We start from the raw sequence: 17092 nt of genomic DNA, 5'->3' as shown, positions 1-17092 counted from the left end.
GAGTCGGAGCGAAGCGCCCCGGGTGGGCATGCCGCCTCAGGAACTCGCGCGGCGAGGACCCGCCGCATGCACCCCCTCGATCCGCACCGTCAGGAGGCGTACCGCCTGAACGACCGCCGACTCCATGACCTCCGCGGGATCGCCGGACAGCATCAGGGCGCGGTGACCGACACCATCGGCCGTTGCCCACCCGAGGAACACCGTTCCGGCGGGATGCCCGTTGTCGTCCGGTCCCGGACCGCCGACGCCCGTGGTCGCGACGCAGAGGTCGGCATCGAAGAGCTTTCGTGCGCCCTCTGCCATCTGCTCGGCGACCTCGGCCGAGCAGGGATCCAGGCCGGGGGTGACCCCGAGCACGCGCTCCTTCTCGTCGGACTGGTACACGACCGCTCCGCCGCCGAACCAGCACCCGGCGTCATCACCCCCGCCGACCGCGCTCGCCAGTCGCCCCGATGTCAGAGACTCCGCCACGCAGATGCGCAATCGACGCTCGAGCGCCGTGCGACTCAGATGCCGGAGATCGTCGGACGAGTCGGCACCGTCCGTCACCTCGCGTCGTCCTCCGAGGTGTCCTCCGACGAGCTCTCCGCGGAGTCGTCCGGACCCGGCGTCTCCGGTGCGGGACCGTCGGGCGCGGCCTCGTCGTCGGGGCCCTCTGCCGCTTCGTCGTGCGCGTAGTCGGGTCGCGGCGGCTGCAGCGGCTGGTCGTCGTACTCGCCGCCCTTCCGCCCGCCGAACGGGCGGCCGTGGTCGGCGAACTCCTCGCGGTGGTACACGAACGTCCACGGTCCGGCGGTGAACCGCGCACCCGTGCGCAGGGTCTCCGTGCTCGGGGCGGAATTGGTGCCGTCGGCGTTGTCGCTCGCGTTGCGCTCGCCCTCGCCGTGCAGCTCGAGCACGTACTCGTCGCGCTGGTCGTGGGTGATCGTGGCGTGCACGGGGTCCGTGTCGGCGAGACGGAGTTCGTTGCCCGCCGCCGAGCCGATGCGCACGACGTCGACGTCGAGGAGGAACTCGGTGCGCTCGTCGTCTCGCGAGATGCGCAGCTTCGGTTCGCCCGCGCCCCACTCGGCGTGGGTCGTGGTGGGGGTGTAGCCCTCGGTGCCTGAATCGGTCATCCGTCATCGCCTCCTCGGCAGGTAATGGGACTCGACTCTAGGGTCTCGGTCGTCGCCGTCGCAGGGGCTTGACTTCGCCTGGCCGGGGTGTCACGTGGACCCGGGTTCCGCGGGGGAACGATGAGGGCATACGCTTATTCTCATGGGGTGATCCCGACGGCCGGGTCGGAGAACCGAAGCATCGCACCGAGGAGCACCTGATGGGGAAGTTCGTCTACGAAGGCGGAGTCAAGACCGAGATCGAGGACCGGGCGCTCACGCACCTGCAACTCGTCATCACCGCGAAGCTGCGCCGGGGCGAGCCGTTCCCGTTCAGCTGGCGCGAAGACGCGAGCGTCGGCGGCGGCCGCACGACCGTGTGGATCCAGCCGGCGAGCTCGCTGGTATTCAAGTACTTCGGCAGCCGCCAGCCGTCGATCAACCGCGCGTGGATCGAAGCGCTCGCCTTCACGGCCAACGCTCCCAGCGGTCTGTACCTCGTGCCCGAGCCGGCCGAGAACGGTGAGGCGCCGACAACGACCGAGATCCCGGCGGCGCCCGCGAGCTGAGCGCGGCCGCTCGTCGGAGCATCCGCCTGTCAACCCCCTGGAATCGGGTGGGCCGTGACGGCATCGTCGGTATCTCGCGCAACCGGATTTCTGCGCGCCGAGACCGACGATACGGAACCCAGGTGACGAGATGACCGACTCCACGACCGACCCCCGACACGCGCATCGCGAAGAGGGCTTCCCGGCGCAGCAGCAGGACCAGCCGGGCCTCACCGGGCTGACGCTGCCGACCCCCGACCACGGGGAGGCGAGCTACGTCGGCCACGGCCGTCTCGACGGACGGCGGGCCCTGATCACCGGCGGCGATTCGGGCATCGGCCGCGCGGCGGCGATCGCGTTCGCTCGCGAGGGAGCCGATGTCGCGATCGCGCATCTGCCGGAGGAGCAGGCGGATGCCGACGACACGGTGCGGCTGATCCGCGACGCGGGGCGCACCGGCGTGAGCCTCGCCGGTGACCTCCGCAACGACGAGTTCGCCGCTGCGATCGTGTCGCACACCCGTGAGGCGCTGGGCGGTCTCGACGTGCTCGTGCTCAACGCCGGGTATCAGCACGACATCGACGGGTTCGAATCGATCGACCCCGATCGCATGCGCCGTGTGTTCGAGACGAACCTGGAGGGGATGCTGCTGACCGCCCGCGCCGCCTTCCCCGACCTCGAGCCCGGGGCGAGCATCATCGTGACCTCTTCGGTCCAGGCGTACAACCCCTCGCCCGGACTCATCGACTACGCGATGACGAAGGCCGCGCAGGTCGCGTTCGTGCAGGCGCTCGCCGAAGAGGCGGGTCCCCGCGGCATCCGGGTGAACGCCGTCGCGCCGGGTCCGATCTGGACGCCGCTGATCCCCGCCACCGGATGGGACGAAGAGCGCCTCGCGACCTTCGGCCAGGACACCCCGCTGGGTCGCGCCGGGCAGCCGGCGGAGCTCGCGGGGGCGTACGTGTACCTCGCGTCCGCGGAATCGTCGTACACCTCGGGCATCGTGCTGCCGGTCACCGGGGGCAAGCACCTCTGAGATTGCGCGGGGCGGCGCGGAGCTACGCTGGAGGAGTGCAGAAATCCGCGTCGTCCCGGACCCTGACGGGCGTCGCCCTCGTCATCGGTTCCTGTCTGTCGCTGCCCTTCGGGGCGGCCGTCGCGGCACAGCTCTTCCCGGTGCTCGGCCCGTGGGGCGTGACGTCGCTGCGCGTGGCGATCGCCGCCCTCCTCCTGCTCGTCATCGTGCGCCCGCGCCCCCGGCGCTGGACGCGCCAGCAGTGGGCCGCGGCGCTGCTGTTCGGGCTCTCGCTGGCCGCGATGAACGGCTTCTTCTACGCCGCGATCGACCGCATCCCCCTGGGACCCGCCGTCGCGATCGAGTTCCTCGGCCCTCTCGTGCTGGCGGCCGTGCTCACCCGCAGGCTTCCGGATGCCGTCTGGGTCGGCGTCGCGGTGATCGGCATGGGGCTGCTCTTCGTCGACGGTGTCGTCGGCGCCGAACCGCTCGATCCGCTCGGCGTGGTGTTCATCCTCATCGCCGCCGGATTCTGGGCCATGTACATCCGCACCAGCGCGAAGGTCGGGGCGGTGATCCCGGGCAGCGGCGGGCTCGCGATGGGGCTCGTCGTCGCCGCGGTGCTGCTGCTCCCGGTCGGCATCCCCACCGCGACCGTCGTCGCCGCCGACCCGCAGCTCCTGCTGCTGGCGGGGATCACCGCCGTGCTGTCGTCGGTGATCCCCTACAGCTTCGAACTCGCGGCGCTGCGCCGTCTGCCGCAACGGGTGTTCGGGGTGCTGCTGAGCCTGGAGCCCGCCTTCGCGACGCTGGCGGGGTGGCTCATCCTCGGTCAGGACGCCTCGCCTCTGCGCCTCCTCGCGATCGCCCTCGTCGTCGCCGCGAGCATCGGGACCACCCTCGGCATCCGGCGCGCGCGTCGGCGGGCGGACGACGCCGAGCCCGCAGCCGATTCCACGACCGAGCCGGGCGCGGTTCCCGGCTCCGATCGCCGGAACGGCCCCGAGACCGGGGTGTTCACCGCGCCGATACCCCTGCCCGACTGATCGGCGCTGCGGCGCCCGCCGTGCCGGTGGTCGCGAGCGGGTAACGGCGACGCAGCAGCATCCGCTGAACGAGCGTCCACACCACCGTGACCGTCAGGTACAGCGCCGCGGCGAGCGGCACGAACACCGCGAACACGGCCGTCAGGTAGTGGAGCGAGCCGAACACGCGCTGCATCGCGGGGGAGTTCATCGCCGCGCCCATCGACGAGTCGTCGTCGACGGGAGCAGGGCGGAACACCCGGCGCGTGACCTCCGCGGTCGCGATGATCACGAGCAGCAGCGCCCCGAACACGAGGAACGTCGCAGGCGTCGCCGTGCCCCCGAACACCGCGGAGACGAGGCTCGTCCCCAACGGTGCCCCGAACAGGTCGTGCGTGAGCAGGTCGTTCGGGTGCCCGGCGATCTCCGGGCGGATGAACAGCGTGTACAGGATGCCGACGACCGGGGCCTGCGCGAGCACCGGGAGCATGCCCGCGAACGGCGAGGTCTTCTCGTCACGGTAGAGCGCGAGCATCTCCTTCTGGAGCCGCTCGGGATTCTTCTTGTGGCGGCGCTGCAGGTCGCGCAGCTTCGGGGCGAGGCGCGCGCGCGTCTGCTCGGCCTTGGCGGTCGAGAAGCCGACCGGGATGAGCAGGGAGCGCACGAGCAGGGTGACGAGCACGACCGCCAGGGCGGCGGCGGATGCCCCGGCGAGGGGTTCGAGCAGGGTGGAGAGCCCGGCGAGTGCGCCGTAGGCGGCGTCGAGGAGGGCGGCGAGGGGCGGGAAGGCGAAGAGATCCATCGGAGTGTCCGTTCATGAGGTCGGGAGGGGTCGGCGAAAGCCGCGTGGTCCCTCCCGTTCCCGGGCGGAGGACTACGCGGGGATCGCGACTCCCGGCGCTCGCGGACGCGGGTGACCGGCCGCATCGGGATCGCTCTGCGCGAGCAGCGCGGACGCATCGATCGCGCGCCACGGATGCGGGGCGCGGGCGTCGACGGTCGTGCGGATGCTCAGCGCGACGGCCAGCACGAGGGCGGTCACGGCGATGACGGCGATGGCCACACCGAGGGCGGCGGCATCCGGCATCGCGACGAGACCGAGGGTCGCGAGCAGCACGCTCAGCATCCGCTCGATCCACTCGCCCATGCTGCGAGGGTAGCACCGGGCCCTGGGCGCGAGGGCGGGAATAGGCTCGGAGCATGAGTGATCTGCGTGGCCTTCGTGAGCTTGTCGGTGTCGAGCATCCCATCGTGCAGGGGCCGTTCGGCGGGCTGTCGTCGGTCGCGCTCGCCGCGGCGGTCAGCGACTCGGGCGGGCTCGGGTCGTTCGGACTCTACGGCTACGACGGTGACCGCATCCGCGCCGTCGGAGCCGAGCTCCGCGCGGCCACGAACCGACCCTTCGCGCTCAACGTCTGGCTGCCCACGGGCGACGAGGTCGAGCCGAACGCCCAGCACATGATCTTCGCTCAGGCGCTGCAGCCGTTCTACGACGCGGTCGGCATCGAGACGCCGGCTCGACCGGACCGGTACCTCGCCCCGCTCGACGAGCAGCTCGACGCGATCTGGGAGGTCGCCCCCGCCGTGCTCAGCGTGGTCTTCGGTGTGCCCGGCGCCGAGGTGGTCGACGAAGCGCATCGCCGCGGCATCCGCGTCGTCGGAACCGCCACGACGGTCGCCGAGGCCGTGGCGCTGGAGGCGGGCGGTGTCGACGCGATCGTCGCGACCGGCATGGAGGCGGCGGGGCACCGGGTATCGTTCCTGCGACCCGCCGAGGAATCCCTCGTCGGCACGTTCGCGCTCGTGCCGCAGGTCGTCGACGCGGTCGCGGTGCCCGTCATCGCCGCCGGCGGCATCGCCGATCGCCGCGGGGTGGCCGCGGCATTCGCGCTGGGGGCGAGCGGGGTGCAGGTGGGCACGGCGTTCCTCGCGACCGACGAGTCGGCGGTCACCGCCGCGCACCGGGCGGCGATCCATGCGACGGCCGCCGACGAGACCGTGCTCACCCGCGCGATGAGCGGACGACTCGCGCGCGGCGCCCGCAATCGGGCCGTGCGCGCGATCGAGGCGAGCGGCACCATCGCGCCGTTCCCGATGCAGAACTGGCTGACCGGCAGATTCCGCGCGGCTGCGGGGGAGCAGGGGTTCGGCGAGCTGCAGTCGCTGTGGATGGGGCAGGCCGCACCGCTCGTGCACCTCGAGACGGCGGGCGAAGTGTTCGCCGAACTCCGCGCGGGTGTTCCGCGGGGGTGACCTTTTGTTCCTAGCCATGTACTTGGCTAGGATGGCGTCATGCCGGAGCACAACGTCTTGGATGCGCGCAACAGTCTCTCGCGCCTGATCGCCGAATCGCAGGCCGGTGAAGAGGTGGTCATCACCAAGCGCGGAACCCCGGTGGCTCGCCTCGTGCCGATCGGCCCGGTCGATGCCGTCCGCAGCGGACGCGTGCTCGTCGACTGGATCGAGGCGAACCGGCTGCCGGCGCGTTTGGCGACGGATGCCGCGGACCTCGACGCCCAGATCGACGAGAACCGAGACTCCTGGGAATGATCTACGTCGACGCCTGCATCCTGATCTACGCGCTCGAAGACACCGGCGCCCGCGGTGATGCCGTGCGCGCTGCGCTGGCCCAGGTGGACGCGCCCGTGGCGTCGAGCCCGCTCGCCCTGCACGAGTGCCTCATCCGATCGCTGCGCGAGCGCAACGTCGAGGTGCGCGACCGGTACCTCGCGCTGTTCGATCACCTCGTGATGATCGATCTCGATGCGGCGGTGTTCGTCCGCGCGGCCGAGCTGCGGGCGGACTTCGGGCTGAAGACGCCGGACTCGTTGCACCTCGCCGCCGCGCAGATCTCGGGCTGCACCGAGCTCTGGACCAACGATCGACGTCTAGCGACGGCATCCCGTGGCCTCGCCGTCGACGTCGTCGGAGGTTCCGACGTCGCCGGTTCCGGCGTCGCTCGTCAAGGATCCCTTAGAGGATGACCGTCGAGCGGCCGTGCACGATCACGCGGTCCTCGGCGTGCCACTGCACCGCGCGGGCGAGCACGAGACGCTCGACCTCGGCGCCGCGGCTCTGCAGGTCGGCGGCGGACTCGCCGTGCGTCACGCGGGTGACGTCCTGCTCGATGATCGGCCCCTCGTCGAGGTCGGCCGTGGCGTAGTGCGCCGTCGCACCGATCAGCTTCACGCCGCGATCCTTCGCCCGGGCGTACGGGTTCGCGCCGATGAAGGCTGGCAGGAACGAGTGGTGGATGTTGATGACCGGGGCGCCGACGCGCTCGATGAAGTCGTCGGTGAGGATCTGCATGTAGCGCGCGAGCACCACCAGATCGACGTTGCCCTGCAGCAGTTCGAGCTGACGGGACTCCATGGCTCCCTTGTCGCCCGAAGGGATGTGCACGAACGGCACACCGAACGATCGCACCGACTCGGCGAGGTCGGGGTGGTTCGAGATGACCATCGTGATGTCGATGTCGAGCTGACCGCGCTGCGTGCGCCACAGCAGCTCCATGAGGCAGTGGTCGTACTTCGACACGAAGATCGCGACGCGCTTGCGGCGGGAGACGTCGTGCAGCGACCACTCCATCGAGAAGCGCTCGGCGACCTGCGCGATGCTCGCCTCGAGCGCGGGGCGGGCGGCGGCGAGGCCCGGCAGGTGGATGACGGTGCGCTGGAAGAAGCGCCCGCCCTCGGAGTCCGTCGAGTGCTGATCGAGCGAGATGATGTTCGCTCCGTGCTCGGCCAGCACGTTGGCGACCGCCGCGACGATGCCGGGCTGGTCGTCGCACGCGATCAGAAGGCGAGCGGTATCGGGCTGTGACATGGCGTCTCCTCGGGGTGTGCATCGATTCTGCCGTGCGAGCGGCCCTCCCGGCGAATCGCGCCCGCCACGAGCCCCCGCTCGCTAGCCTGGAGGGATGCATCCGTCCGCTTCCGACCTGCTGACCCGCGCGGTCGCCGACCTCGCCGGCGCCCCGAAGGAGGGGCTCGGCGAAGAACGCGACTCCCGTTGGCGGGGCAAGCGGATCGTGCGCGTCGGCGAGGCCTGGCACCTGGGCGTGCTGCTGCTCACCGACACGCACGCGCTCGCGACCGCCGAGGTGCTCCGCGCTGCCGACCCCGGTCGCCGCGGCTACACGGCCGAGTCGGCGCGCGAACGGGCCGAGCGCCGTGCCGAAGCCCTCAAGGGCGGCTTCGACGAGGGCGAGGTCGTGCACGTCGGGTGGAGCGTGATCGACGTCGACGCGGTGGATGCCGGGGGAGCCTCCGGGCCGCTCGCGCTGGTCGACGGCATCCCCTCGGTGCGATGGAGCGCCGCCGGGGGCTTCATGCCCCTCGAGGCATACCTGCGGGAGCGCGTTGAACTGCTGCGCGGGGCGAGCTAGTCGCGCGCGTCCAGTGGTCGCGGGCGAACGCCACGGGTGCTCGGCTCAGGCGAACGTCTCGGCGAAGCGGCGCAGCAGCTCGGCGCCCTCGGTGACGGATGCGGACAGCACCTGCCCCTGCACGCGATCGAACTCCGCCGGGTCGAAGTACCCGGTCGTGCGGTAGAACGTCATGCGGTCGGCGAAGTCGCGCGGCGTGGGCTCCGGGTGGAACTGCGCGGCGTACAGGTGCGTGCCCACGCGGTACGCCTGCACCGGGCAGGAGTCGTTCGTCGCGAGCAGTTCGGCCCCCGGCGGGAGCGCGGCGGTGCTCTCCTTGTGCGCGGTGAAGACGGTGAGCGCGGGTGCGCTCGGACCGAACAGGGGGTCGGCGGCTCCGGCATCCGTCGTGCGGATCACGGTCGCGCTCGCCGATTCCGGAGTCGAGGTGACGACCTCGCCGCCGAGCAGGCGGGTGACGACGCCGATGCTGAAGCAGGTGAAGAAGACGGCGGTCTCGGCCGCGATCGCACGGCGGGCGAGGCGCTCGAGGTCGGCCTCGACCCGCAGCTGCACGGCGGACTTCACGGTGTCGGAGACGTTGAACGGCGAACCGCCGACGACGATCCCGCGGTAGCCCTGCAGACGCTTGTCGTCGAGGGGCTCGTCGAGGAGATCGAGGCGATCGACGACGTCCACGCCCAGCGCGCGCCGGAACGAGGCGTGCTCGGCATCCGCGGCCCCGATCTCGGGTCGCACGCAGACGTAGAGAAGCGAGGACATCAGAAGATTCTAACGAGGGCGCGGCGGCCGGTCGGTCGGCGGTGACTCACCGTGACGACTGCGCTCACCGTGACGACGGCGCTCACCGTGAAGACTGAGCCGTGCGGCCGCGGACGATGCCGACGAACGTCTCGACGTCGGGCGTCGTGCGCTCGCGCACCCAGGCGAGGGCGACGGTCGAGGTCGGGCCGTCGACGAGCGGGCGGTAGTCGGCGTCCTTGCGGTGGTGCAGGCGCGCGAGCGACATGGGCACGACCACGGCGCCGGTACCGGTCGCCGCGGTGACGATGGCCTCGGCGGTGGACAGGGGGGCGAAACGCGGCGCGAGGACACCCGGTGCGTCGATCGCGGGCAGGGTGTCGTCGGTCAGTGCGATGAGCACTTCGCCGGCGAGATCCTCGAGGCGGAGTTCGTCGGCGGCGAGGAGGTGCGATTCGATCGATGCGACGACCACGGGAACCTCGTCGTACAGCGGGATGACGTGCAGAGTGTCGACGGTGTCCGCCCCGAGCGGCAGGCGCACGAGGGCGGCGTCGAGCCCGTCGATCGCGGCATCCTGATCGGCCACCTCGACCGGCACGACCTCGAGCGGGACATGCGGCATGCGCTGCTTCCAGGCATCGATCCACTTGCCCGGCATCGCGCCGGGTACGACGCCGAGGCGGAACGTGCGCGGCTCCTCCGGAGCGGAGGCCGGGGCATCGAAGACGACCTTCTTCGCCTGCTTCGGCTGGCCGGGCCGACGCTTCTGCTGCGGCGGCTTCGTCGTCTTCTGCGGGCGCCGCTGCGGTCGCCGTCCCTGAGTCGCCATGCGATCAAGGGTATCCGGCGACCGCGCGGTCGGGTGCCGGGGTGATCAGCGGTGCGTCAGGCGGCGAGCCAGAGGCCCTTGCGGTTCGTCGCGACGGTGAGACCGGCCGCGACCGTCTCGTCGTCGCCGATGCGTGCGCCGCGCACGATGCGCGCGCCCGCGCCGATCTCGGTGCGGACGCCGATGTGCGCGCCGTCGCCGACGGCCGCGCCCTCTCCGATGTGCGCGTGCGCCTCGATGTGCGCTCCGTCGCCGATCACGGCATCCGGTTCGATCCACGCGCCGCGCGCGATGGTGGCTCCGGCGCCGATGCGTGCGCCGGGTTCGATGTAGGCGCCGGCTTCGATGTGCGCCTTCGGGTGCACCTTCGCGCCGTGCGCGACGAGTCCTCGGCCGTTGGCGTGCTTGCGGTAGCGCAGCGTGTCGCCTCGGTCGTTCTCGATGTCGACGTAGTTCTTGCCCACGATTCCTCCCGTGCTCCGGGGTTTTCCCCAGTGCTATCAATAACCACGCGCCTACGGGATTCATTCCCCGGTATGGAACCGGTCAGCGCTGGCACACGGGGCACCAGAAGGTGATGCGCTCACGCGTCGGATCCGCGCCCTGTTCGCCCCGTCGGATGAGCGTTCCGCACCGTCGGCACGGTCGCCCCGCGCGGCCGTAGACCCAGGTGGCCTGGCCCGGCCGATCGACGCCGGTGAACGTGCGATTGCGGCGGTCGCGGTTGGCGCGGATCGTGCGCGTGCCGAGGTCGAGAAGGGCAGCGGCGTCGACCTCCGAGGCCGGCGTGGTCGGCAGGATTCCCCGCAGGAACAGGAGTTCCGCGGCGTACTCGTTGCCGAAGCCCGCGACGTTGCGCTGGTCGAGCAGGGCGACGTGGATGCTGCGCGCATCAGCCGAGATGCGCCGGGCCGCCTCTGCGGGATTCCAGTCGGCGGAGAGCGGATCGGGGCCGAGGTAGCCCACGAGATCGTCTTCGTCGCGGGTGGGTACCAACTCGATCTCGGCGATGTCGACGCCGACCGCTTCGCGCTCGGCCGTGCCGACGATCGCGCGCACCTTGAAGGCCGGATGCCGCCACCTCTCACCCGGTCGGTAGACGAACCACGCACCGTCCATGCGCAGATGGGAATGCAGCGTGCTCTCGCCGATACGCAGGAGCAGATGCTTGCCCCGAGGTGCCGCTCCGTGCACCGTCTGGCCGGTGAGATCGGCGGTCGCGAAGCGCGGAACCCGCAGGTCGAATCGCGTCACGGTGCCACCGGCCAATGCCTCATCGAGCCGCCGCGCCGTGCGGAAGACGGTATCTCCCTCGGGCATCAGCGCGGTCCGGCCGGGGGCGGGGGTGGGGGAGCGCTCGGCGAGGAAAGGTCGTGGTTCTGCATGCTGCGGCTGCGTTCCTGCATGCTGCGGCTGCGTTCTTGCATGCTGCGGCTGAGCATCGTCGAACCGGCGACGGCGGCGGGCATGACCGCGACGGCACCGCCGGGCACGAGGAAGCAGAGCTGGGTGGCGACGCCGAACCCGAGCACGCGCGCGCGGCTGCCCGCGAACAGGGCGGCGCGGTCGGCGGGGCTGAGGTCTCGGGCGTCGAACGCGCGCCCGGTGAGTTCGCGTGCGAGGAGGCGTCCCGAGAGGACCACGCCGAGCACGGGGCCGACGAAACCGCCCACGAGGGGCAGGAGGCCGGCGATCAGTACGACGATCGCGATGAGCACACCCAGCACCACGAGGCGCAGGCCCTCGCCGATCGTCGTCCAGAAGCTGCCGCCGTCGGCCGGCGGCGGATCGCCGAGGTCGACCTCGACCGCGTGCCAGATGCGCTGATAGAACGGATCGCCGATCGTGAGGGTCAGTGCCGTGAACACGGCGCTCGCGAGGAAGACGGCGGCGGCTACGATGACGAACCCGACCGCGGTGCGGAACAGCGATCGCCAGGGCTCGACCCAGCCGTCGGCGAAGGGCGTGGCCCACGCCGTGATCGACCCCATGCCCAGCACCAGCGGGAGGATCGCGGCGATGAGGAGCACGAGGGCGATGACCGCCGGCACGAGCCCCAGCGCCATGAGTCCGGGGCGGGTGCGCCATACGGAGAACCCGCGCAGCAGAAGGCGGACACCGGTGCTGAACTCTCGGATCATGACTCTCACAGTAGAGGGGGCGGATGAGCGGGCGGTGGCGGGCGGGCCGAGGCTGGGTGCGGGTCACACCGCCTTGCGGAGCGTGAAACCGCGCGGTGTGGCGACGAACCCGGCATCCTGCAGGGCGAGAGCGAGCGGGGTGCCGTAGACGCCCTCTCCGTCGATCTTCTCGACCGTGAGGGTGTCGAGCCGTCGAGCACGGGCAGTGGCGGCGAGGTCGGCGGCGGCGGCGCGCAGCACCTCGGCATCGTCGGTGAAGGACAGCACCGTGCGCCCGCCGCGCTCGAGATACAGCACGAGGGCGCCGTCGACGATGACCACGAGCCCGCCGGCCTTGCGCCCGGGGCGGTGCGAGACGCCGTCGCGGCGCGGCCAGCCGAGGGCCGCCCCGTAGGGGTTCGCGGGGTCGGTCGCGGCGAGGGTGACGGCCTTGCGGGGCGGCGGGTCGGCGAGACCCGCGAACGTGCGCAGGCGGTCGACGGTGGCGGATGCCGCGAACTGCGCCGCGCCCAGCTTCTCGATCACGTAGCCGCGGCGGCAGTGCCCGGCCTCCTCGAAGCCGGCGAGCACCCGGTACGCCTGGGCGAACCCGCCCGGTACGCCCTCGGCCTGCACGGCACCGCGCGTCACGACGCCGTAGCGGTCGAGCAGGAGCCCGGCGGTCACGGTCGCACGGCGGGCGGGGTCGGTCTCGGCGGCGGGGAGGAGCGACCAGCGTCCGCCGATCGCGGTGGGGCGCGCGGGGGTGCGGCCCAGGGAGACGCCACGGTACGTGCGCGTGCGCGGGGCGCGGCGGGTCACCCGGTGCGCCTGCGACCCGCCCGCGAGGAGCGAGCGGATCGGAGCGAACGTGTCGTTGGTGACGTGCCCCGACCAGGTGAGCGACCACAGCGCCTCGAGCACCGACTGCTCGTTCTCGGCACCGGTCATCTCCTTGAGCTGCGCCGCGAAGTACGCACCGCCGATCCCGCCGGCCGCGCCGATGCTCCCGCCGGCCCCGGGGGTCGCGGCGTCGTCGCGCGCACCCGGCCCGCCGAGAGCCCCGAGCAGGCGGGCTTCGAGCGAGTCGGCCGCGATCTCGGCGTCGGGCTCGGGAAGTGTGAACGGCGCGAGATCGGCGGGGTGCAGCGACACCCATCCGTCGCGCCCGGGGAGCGTGCCGTGCCCCGACCAGATGACCTCTCCCGAGGAGGTGAGTTCGTCGAGCATGCCCGGGGTGTAGTCCCGCACACGGGAGGGCAGCACCAACGATTCCCAGGCGCTCGCGGGGATGGGCACGCCGGCGAACTGCTCGATCACGGCGAGCACGCCGTCGATGCCCTCGAGCGGGTGGGTGAGGTGCTGCCAGTCGGGCAGGAAGCGCGCGTACGCCTCGGGAGAGACCGGTTCGACGCTGCCGCGGATGGCAGCCAGCGACCGCATGCGCAGGCGGCGCAGCACCTCGGTGTCGCACCACTCGATGTCGTCGCGGGTTCCTGCTGCCGCTCCCGCCGCCCCGGAGGAGCCGGTGGCCGGGGCCGATGCCTCGGGCAGGAAGTAACCGCTCGTGAGACGGCCCGCATTCTCGAGCCGCTGGAGCGTGTGCCGCGCGACGGCCGCGCCGATGCCGAAGCGGGTGGCGACGGCATCCGTCGTGAAGGGGCCGTGCGTGCGGGCGTGACGCGCGACGAGGTCGCCGAGCGGATCGGCGAGCGGCTCGAGGAACGCGACCGGGATGCCGGTGGGGAGCGCCGCGCCGAGCGCATCGCGGAGGCGCCCGGCGTCTTCGATCGCCGCGATGCGCTGCACCCCGGCGATCGTCACGGGGATCGCGCGCCGGGCCTGCACGAGCGCGTCGAGGTGGGCCGCGGCGACGGCCTCGTTCGGTTCGTGATCGTCTTCCGGTCCGCGATCGGCGTCCGAGTCGCGATCGCCCTCCGGCGCGAGCCGCGCGGCGACCTCGGCGGCGTCGAGCGGACCGAGCAGGCGCAGCAGATCGGCCGTCCCCTCGAGCCCGCGCGCGCGGCGCTCGGGATCGAGGCGCTGCGCCTCGCGTTCGAACTGGGCGATGACCTCGGGATCGAGCAGCTCGCGCAGCTCGACGGTGCCGAGCAGCTCGCCCAGCAGGGCGGGATCGACCGAGAGCGCGGCGGCCCGGCGCTCGGCGAGCGGGGAGTCGCCCTCGTACATGAACGCGCCCACGTAGCCGAAGAGCAGGTCGCGGGCGAACGGCGAGGGCTGCGCGGGCTGCGTCTCGACGAGGCGGATGCGCCGGTCGGCGATGGAGGTCGCGAGCCGCCGCAGCGAGGGCAGGTCGTACACGTCCTGCAGCACTTCGCGGAGCGTCTCGAGGATCACCGGGAACGTCGGATGCCGGCGCGCGACCTCGAGCAGCTGCGCCGAGCGCTGGCGCTGCTGCCAGAGCGGGGTGCGGCGGTTCGGGTTGGTGCGCGGCATGAGCAGCGCGCGGGCCGCGCACTCGCGGAAGCGCGAGGCGAAGAGCGCCGAGCCTCCGACCTCCTCGGTCACCAGGTGCTCGATCTCGTCGGGGTCGAAGACGAACAGCTCGGCGCCGGGCGGTTCGGCCTCGGCATCCGGGATGCGCACGATGATGCCGTCGTCGCTCGCGACCGCAGACCCCTCGACGCCCAGGCGTTCGCGCACCCGGGCGTTGATCGCCAGCGCCCACGGTGCGTGCACCTTCATGCCGTAGGGGGAGTGCAGGATCACGCGCCAGTCGCCGACCTCGTCGCGGCCGCGCTCGACCGTGAGCGTGCGATCGGTCGGGAGGGTGCCCGTGGCCTCGCGCTGCTCGCTGAGGTGGGCGAGCAGATTCGCGCGGGCCTGCTCGTCGAGCCCGGCGTCGATGAGGCGCTGCGCCGCCTTCTCGGGCGTTGCCGCCGACACCTCGCGCGAGAACGCGCCGAGGGCCTCGCCCAGTTCGAACGGTCGCCCGATGCCGTCGCCGTGCCAGAACGGCACCTTGCCGGGCTGGCCGTACGCGGGGATCACGTTCACGCGGTCGTGCGTGATCTCGGCGATCCGCCAGCTGGTCGTGCCGAGCGTGAACACATCGCCCACGCGTGATTCGTAGACCATCTCCTCGTCGAGCTCGCCGACCCGGGCGCCCGTCGACTCGCCCGCCACGAACACCCCGAACAGCCCGCGGTCGGGGATCGTGCCGCCGCTCGTGACCGCGATGCGCTGCGCGCCCGGACGGCCCGTGAGCGTGCCGGCGTCGCGATCCCAGACCAGGCGCGGGCGCAGCTCGGCGAACTCGTCGGACGGGAAGCGCCCGGCGAGCAGATCGAGCGTCGCCTCGTACGCCGACCGCGGGAGCGACTGGAACGGCGCCGAGCGGCGCACCGTGTCGAACCACTCCTCGACGCTGATCGCTCCCAGCGCGCTCGCCGCCACGGTCTGCTGGGCGAGGATGTCGAGCGGGTTGCGGGGCACCTGGATGGCCTCGATCTTGCCCGCCAGCATCCGCTCGGTCACGATCGCGGTGTGCAGCACGTCACCCCGGTGCTTCGGGAACAGCGCCGCGCGGCTGATCTCGCCGACCTGGTGCCCGGCCCGGCCGACGCGCTGGAGGCCCGATGCCGCCGACGGCGGAGCCTCGACCTGGATGACGAGGTCGACGGCGCCCATGTCGATGCCGAGTTCGAGGCTGCTCGTCGCGACGACGCAGCGTAGCACGCCCGACTTGAGCTCCTCCTCGACGAGAGCGCGCTGCTCCTTCGAGACCGAGCCGTGGTGCGCCTTGGCCAGCACGGGATCGGCGCCCGCGGTGGCCCCCGCCTGCGCCATCATCTGGGCGGGGACCGTCTGGTCGGGCAGCTCGACACCGGTGCGCTCGGAGTAGATCTCGTTCAATCGGCCGGTCAGGCGCTCGGCGAGGCGGCGCGAGTTCGCGAACACGATCGTCGAGTTGTTCTGCAGGATGCGATCGACGATCGCCTCCTCGACGTGCGGCCAGACCGATCCCGTCACCTCGGTGTACTCGGCATCCGCTGTCGGGGAGTCGGCACCGCTGCCCGGAGGCGGCGGCGGATTCGTCATGTCGTCCATCGGCACGACGACGCCCAGCTCGAAGGTCTTCGATGCCCGGGGCGCCACGATCTCGACGGGCGCGGAACCGCCGAGGAAGCGGGCGACCTCGTCGATCGGGCGCACGGTCGCCGAGAGGCCGATGCGCTGCGCCGGGGCCTCGGCACCGTACGACGACCGCAGCGCGTCGAGGCGTTCGAGGCTCACCGCCAGGTGGGCGCCGCGCTTGGTGGCGGCGACCGCGTGCACCTCGTCGATGATGACGGTGTGCACGCCGCGCAGCGTCTCGCCCGCGCGGCTCGTGAGCATGAGGTAGAGCGATTCGGGCGTGGTGATGAGGATGTCGGGCGGATCGGAGACCAGCTTGCGCCGGTCGCTTGAGGTGGTGTCGCCCGAGCGGACACCGACCGTCACCGTCGGCGACGGAGCCCCGAGTCGCCGGGCCGACTGCCCGATGCCGACGAGCGGGGAGCGCAGATTGCGCTCGACGTCGACGCCCAGCGCCTTGAGCGGCGAGATGTACAGGATGCGCGTACGCGAGGCGTCGTCCTTCTTCTTCGCGGGTGCATCCGCTTCGGCCATGCGCTCGCGGAAGACGCTGTCGATCGCCCAGAGGAACGCCGAGAGCGTCTTGCCCGAGCCCGTGGGCGCGACCACGAGGGCGTGTTTGCCCGCCGAGATCGCGTCCCACGCACCCGCCTGCGCGGGAGTGGGCGCGGGGAACGCACCCCGGAACCAAGCCTGCGTGGGTGGGGTGAAGCGCTCGAGCACGTCACTCATACGTCCATCTTGGCCCGGGCCACCGACATGGGCTCGACGGTTGTCGGAGGCGGGGCGCATGCTGTATCCATGGCGCACACCACGAACTACCGCGACGCGTTCATCGAGGTCGCCGAGGACTGCCCGACCGATCACGCGGTCGAGCCGCCCGCGAGCGAGAAACCCACCATCGCCGCCCTGCACTACCGGCTGATCGCCGAGCATCCGTACGGCCGCACGTCGGACGACGTCGTATTCGAGACGTTCGCCCTGCGAGCGGGAATCGCCGTCGACGACGCCGTCGAGCGTGCCCTGTTCTTCTCCGTCGGGCGCCCCTGCCTGCGTTCCTCGCCGCTCGGCAAGCGCTATGGCTGGGGCCTTCACCACGACGCTCAGGGCCGTGTCGCCCTCGTCGCGCGCGAATCCGACGACTATGCGCTCCACGCCGCCGACCCCGAGATCTCCCACATGCGGGCGATGCGGAGCAGGCGGCCCTGACGGCATGACCGATACGGTGG

The 17092-nt window shown here is 71.9% G+C and carries 19 protein-coding genes; 8 read left to right on the top strand and 11 right to left on the bottom strand.

From position 1 onward, the window contains the following. Positions 1-36 precede the first annotated feature (36 nt). Together KV396_RS03215 and KV396_RS03210 are read right to left on the bottom strand one after the other, a co-directional pair. Positions 37-549 carry a CinA family protein gene (locus KV396_RS03215; RefSeq protein WP_247634039.1) on the bottom strand — a complete coding sequence of 171 codons (513 nt, stop codon included), beginning with the start codon at positions 547-549 and terminating at the stop codon, positions 37-39. Then, a complete protein-coding gene (locus tag KV396_RS03210; RefSeq protein WP_247956796.1) occupies positions 546-1118 on the bottom strand; it encodes an FHA domain-containing protein in 573 nt (190 codons plus the stop codon). Before KV396_RS03210 ends, KV396_RS03215 begins: the two co-directional genes overlap by 4 nt. 200 nt (positions 1119-1318) lie before the next feature. Between KV396_RS03210 and KV396_RS03205 the strand changes: the two genes are divergently transcribed. The 3 genes from KV396_RS03205 (at position 1319) to KV396_RS03195 (ending at position 3706) form a co-directional block, all read left to right on the top strand. Then, positions 1319-1666 (top strand): DUF7882 family protein, encoded by a 348-nt coding sequence (locus KV396_RS03205; RefSeq protein WP_247956795.1) that lies wholly within the window; start codon positions 1319-1321, stop codon positions 1664-1666. Between the two features lie 130 nt (positions 1667-1796). Beyond that, positions 1797-2681 (top strand): SDR family oxidoreductase, encoded by an 885-nt coding sequence (locus KV396_RS03200; protein ID WP_247956794.1) that lies wholly within the window; start codon positions 1797-1799, stop codon positions 2679-2681. A 35-nt stretch (positions 2682-2716) separates the two neighbouring features. Further along, the gene (locus KV396_RS03195) at positions 2717-3706 is read left to right on the top strand and encodes an EamA family transporter (RefSeq protein ID WP_247956793.1); all 990 of its coding nucleotides are present in this window, start codon (positions 2717-2719) and stop codon (positions 3704-3706) included. Here the strand turns inward: KV396_RS03195 and KV396_RS03190 are convergent. After that, positions 3678-4487 carry a YidC/Oxa1 family membrane protein insertase gene (locus KV396_RS03190; RefSeq protein WP_247956792.1) on the bottom strand — a complete coding sequence of 270 codons (810 nt, stop codon included), beginning with the start codon at positions 4485-4487 and terminating at the stop codon, positions 3678-3680. The genes KV396_RS03195 and KV396_RS03190 overlap by 29 nt on opposite strands. Positions 4488-4559: 72 nt before the next feature. Continuing rightward, positions 4560-4832, bottom strand: a complete 273-nt coding sequence (locus KV396_RS03185; protein ID WP_247625240.1) for a DUF6412 domain-containing protein — start codon at positions 4830-4832, stop codon at positions 4560-4562. 53 nt (positions 4833-4885) lie between these two features. Here KV396_RS03185 and KV396_RS03180 point away from each other — a divergent pair, with 53 nt between their 5' ends. Genes KV396_RS03180 through KV396_RS03170 form a run of 3 tightly spaced genes read left to right on the top strand, consistent with a single transcriptional unit; the run spans position 4886 to position 6669 of the window. Continuing rightward, a complete protein-coding gene (locus KV396_RS03180; RefSeq protein ID WP_247956791.1) occupies positions 4886-5938 on the top strand; it encodes an NAD(P)H-dependent flavin oxidoreductase in 1053 nt (350 codons plus the stop codon). A gap of 39 nt (positions 5939-5977) precedes the next feature. Further along, complete coding sequence (locus tag KV396_RS03175) at positions 5978-6235, top strand: type II toxin-antitoxin system Phd/YefM family antitoxin (RefSeq protein WP_247956790.1); 258 nt, start codon at positions 5978-5980, stop codon at positions 6233-6235. After that, positions 6232-6669 carry a type II toxin-antitoxin system VapC family toxin gene (locus KV396_RS03170; RefSeq protein ID WP_247956789.1) on the top strand — a complete coding sequence of 146 codons (438 nt, stop codon included), beginning with the start codon at positions 6232-6234 and terminating at the stop codon, positions 6667-6669. Before KV396_RS03175 ends, KV396_RS03170 begins: the two co-directional genes overlap by 4 nt. On the opposite strand, the gene purU is transcribed toward KV396_RS03170, so the two are convergent. Beyond that, positions 6659-7510: a formyltetrahydrofolate deformylase gene (purU, locus tag KV396_RS03165; protein WP_247634047.1), complete on the bottom strand. Its 852-nt coding sequence runs from the start codon at positions 7508-7510 to the stop codon at positions 6659-6661. The two genes, KV396_RS03170 and purU, sit on opposite strands and share 11 nt — an antisense overlap. Before the next feature lie 94 nt (positions 7511-7604). Between purU and KV396_RS03160 the strand changes: the two genes are divergently transcribed. Continuing rightward, positions 7605-8072, top strand: a complete 468-nt coding sequence (locus tag KV396_RS03160) for a glutaminase (RefSeq protein ID WP_247634048.1) — start codon at positions 7605-7607, stop codon at positions 8070-8072. Between the two features lie 45 nt (positions 8073-8117). Here the strand turns inward: KV396_RS03160 and KV396_RS03155 are convergent, their stop codons facing one another. From KV396_RS03155 to KV396_RS03130, 6 genes are all read right to left on the bottom strand, one after another. Then, positions 8118-8834, bottom strand: coding sequence for a glutamine amidotransferase-related protein (locus tag KV396_RS03155; protein ID WP_247956788.1), 717 nt, complete (start codon positions 8832-8834; stop codon positions 8118-8120). An 82-nt stretch (positions 8835-8916) separates the two neighbouring features. Continuing rightward, positions 8917-9645: a LysR substrate-binding domain-containing protein gene (locus KV396_RS03150; RefSeq protein WP_247956787.1), complete on the bottom strand. Its 729-nt coding sequence runs from the start codon at positions 9643-9645 to the stop codon at positions 8917-8919. A gap of 56 nt (positions 9646-9701) precedes the next feature. Next, complete coding sequence (locus tag KV396_RS03145; protein WP_247625234.1) at positions 9702-10109, bottom strand: DapH/DapD/GlmU-related protein; 408 nt, start codon at positions 10107-10109, stop codon at positions 9702-9704. Between the two features lie 82 nt (positions 10110-10191). Beyond that, positions 10192-10965: a DNA-formamidopyrimidine glycosylase family protein gene (locus KV396_RS03140; protein WP_247956786.1), complete on the bottom strand. Its 774-nt coding sequence runs from the start codon at positions 10963-10965 to the stop codon at positions 10192-10194. Beyond that, positions 10965-11786: an EI24 domain-containing protein gene (locus KV396_RS03135; RefSeq protein ID WP_247956785.1), complete on the bottom strand. Its 822-nt coding sequence runs from the start codon at positions 11784-11786 to the stop codon at positions 10965-10967. Before KV396_RS03135 ends, KV396_RS03140 begins: the two co-directional genes overlap by 1 nt. 63 nt (positions 11787-11849) lie before the next feature. Beyond that, positions 11850-16595, bottom strand: coding sequence for an ATP-dependent helicase (locus KV396_RS03130; protein WP_247956784.1), 4746 nt, complete (start codon positions 16593-16595; stop codon positions 11850-11852). Between the two features lie 69 nt (positions 16596-16664). On the opposite strand from KV396_RS03130, the gene KV396_RS03125 reads away from it, so the two are divergent. Next, positions 16665-17072 carry a DUF6157 family protein gene (locus tag KV396_RS03125; protein ID WP_247956783.1) on the top strand — a complete coding sequence of 136 codons (408 nt, stop codon included), beginning with the start codon at positions 16665-16667 and terminating at the stop codon, positions 17070-17072. The last annotated feature ends 20 nt before the right edge of the window (positions 17073-17092 follow it).

It is taken from the genome of Microbacterium galbinum (genome assembly GCF_023101185.1).
GTDB lineage: Bacteria > Actinomycetota > Actinomycetes > Actinomycetales > Microbacteriaceae > Microbacterium > Microbacterium galbinum.
The sequence above is the reverse complement of the archived record's forward strand: the minus strand, read 5'-3'. Positions and strand labels throughout refer to the sequence as shown.

Bases quoted from the DNA above. Each gene is read 5' to 3' on its own strand.
- KV396_RS03210 (WP_247956796.1), bottom strand. From the start codon at position 1,118: ATGACCGATTCAGGCACCGAGGGCTACACCCCCACCACGACCCACGCC.
- KV396_RS03205 (WP_247956795.1), top strand. From the start codon at position 1,319: ATGGGGAAGTTCGTCTACGAAGGCGGAGTCAAGACCGAGATCGAGGAC.
- KV396_RS03200 (WP_247956794.1), top strand. From the start codon at position 1,797: ATGACCGACTCCACGACCGACCCCCGACACGCGCATCGCGAAGAGGGC.
- KV396_RS03190 (WP_247956792.1), bottom strand. From the start codon at position 4,487: ATGGATCTCTTCGCCTTCCCGCCCCTCGCCGCCCTCCTCGACGCCGCC.
- KV396_RS03185 (WP_247625240.1), bottom strand. From the start codon at position 4,832: ATGGGCGAGTGGATCGAGCGGATGCTGAGCGTGCTGCTCGCGACCCTC.
- KV396_RS03180 (WP_247956791.1), top strand. From the start codon at position 4,886: ATGAGTGATCTGCGTGGCCTTCGTGAGCTTGTCGGTGTCGAGCATCCC.
- KV396_RS03175 (WP_247956790.1), top strand. From the start codon at position 5,978: ATGCCGGAGCACAACGTCTTGGATGCGCGCAACAGTCTCTCGCGCCTG.
- KV396_RS03170 (WP_247956789.1), top strand. From the start codon at position 6,232: ATGATCTACGTCGACGCCTGCATCCTGATCTACGCGCTCGAAGACACC.
- purU (WP_247634047.1), bottom strand. From the start codon at position 7,510: ATGTCACAGCCCGATACCGCTCGCCTTCTGATCGCGTGCGACGACCAG.
- KV396_RS03160 (WP_247634048.1), top strand. From the start codon at position 7,605: ATGCATCCGTCCGCTTCCGACCTGCTGACCCGCGCGGTCGCCGACCTC.
- KV396_RS03155 (WP_247956788.1), bottom strand. From the start codon at position 8,834: ATGTCCTCGCTTCTCTACGTCTGCGTGCGACCCGAGATCGGGGCCGCG.
- KV396_RS03150 (WP_247956787.1), bottom strand. From the start codon at position 9,645: ATGGCGACTCAGGGACGGCGACCGCAGCGGCGCCCGCAGAAGACGACG.
- KV396_RS03140 (WP_247956786.1), bottom strand. From the start codon at position 10,965: ATGCCCGAGGGAGATACCGTCTTCCGCACGGCGCGGCGGCTCGATGAG.
- KV396_RS03135 (WP_247956785.1), bottom strand. From the start codon at position 11,786: ATGATCCGAGAGTTCAGCACCGGTGTCCGCCTTCTGCTGCGCGGGTTC.
- KV396_RS03130 (WP_247956784.1), bottom strand. From the start codon at position 16,595: ATGAGTGACGTGCTCGAGCGCTTCACCCCACCCACGCAGGCTTGGTTC.
- KV396_RS03125 (WP_247956783.1), top strand. From the start codon at position 16,665: ATGGCGCACACCACGAACTACCGCGACGCGTTCATCGAGGTCGCCGAG.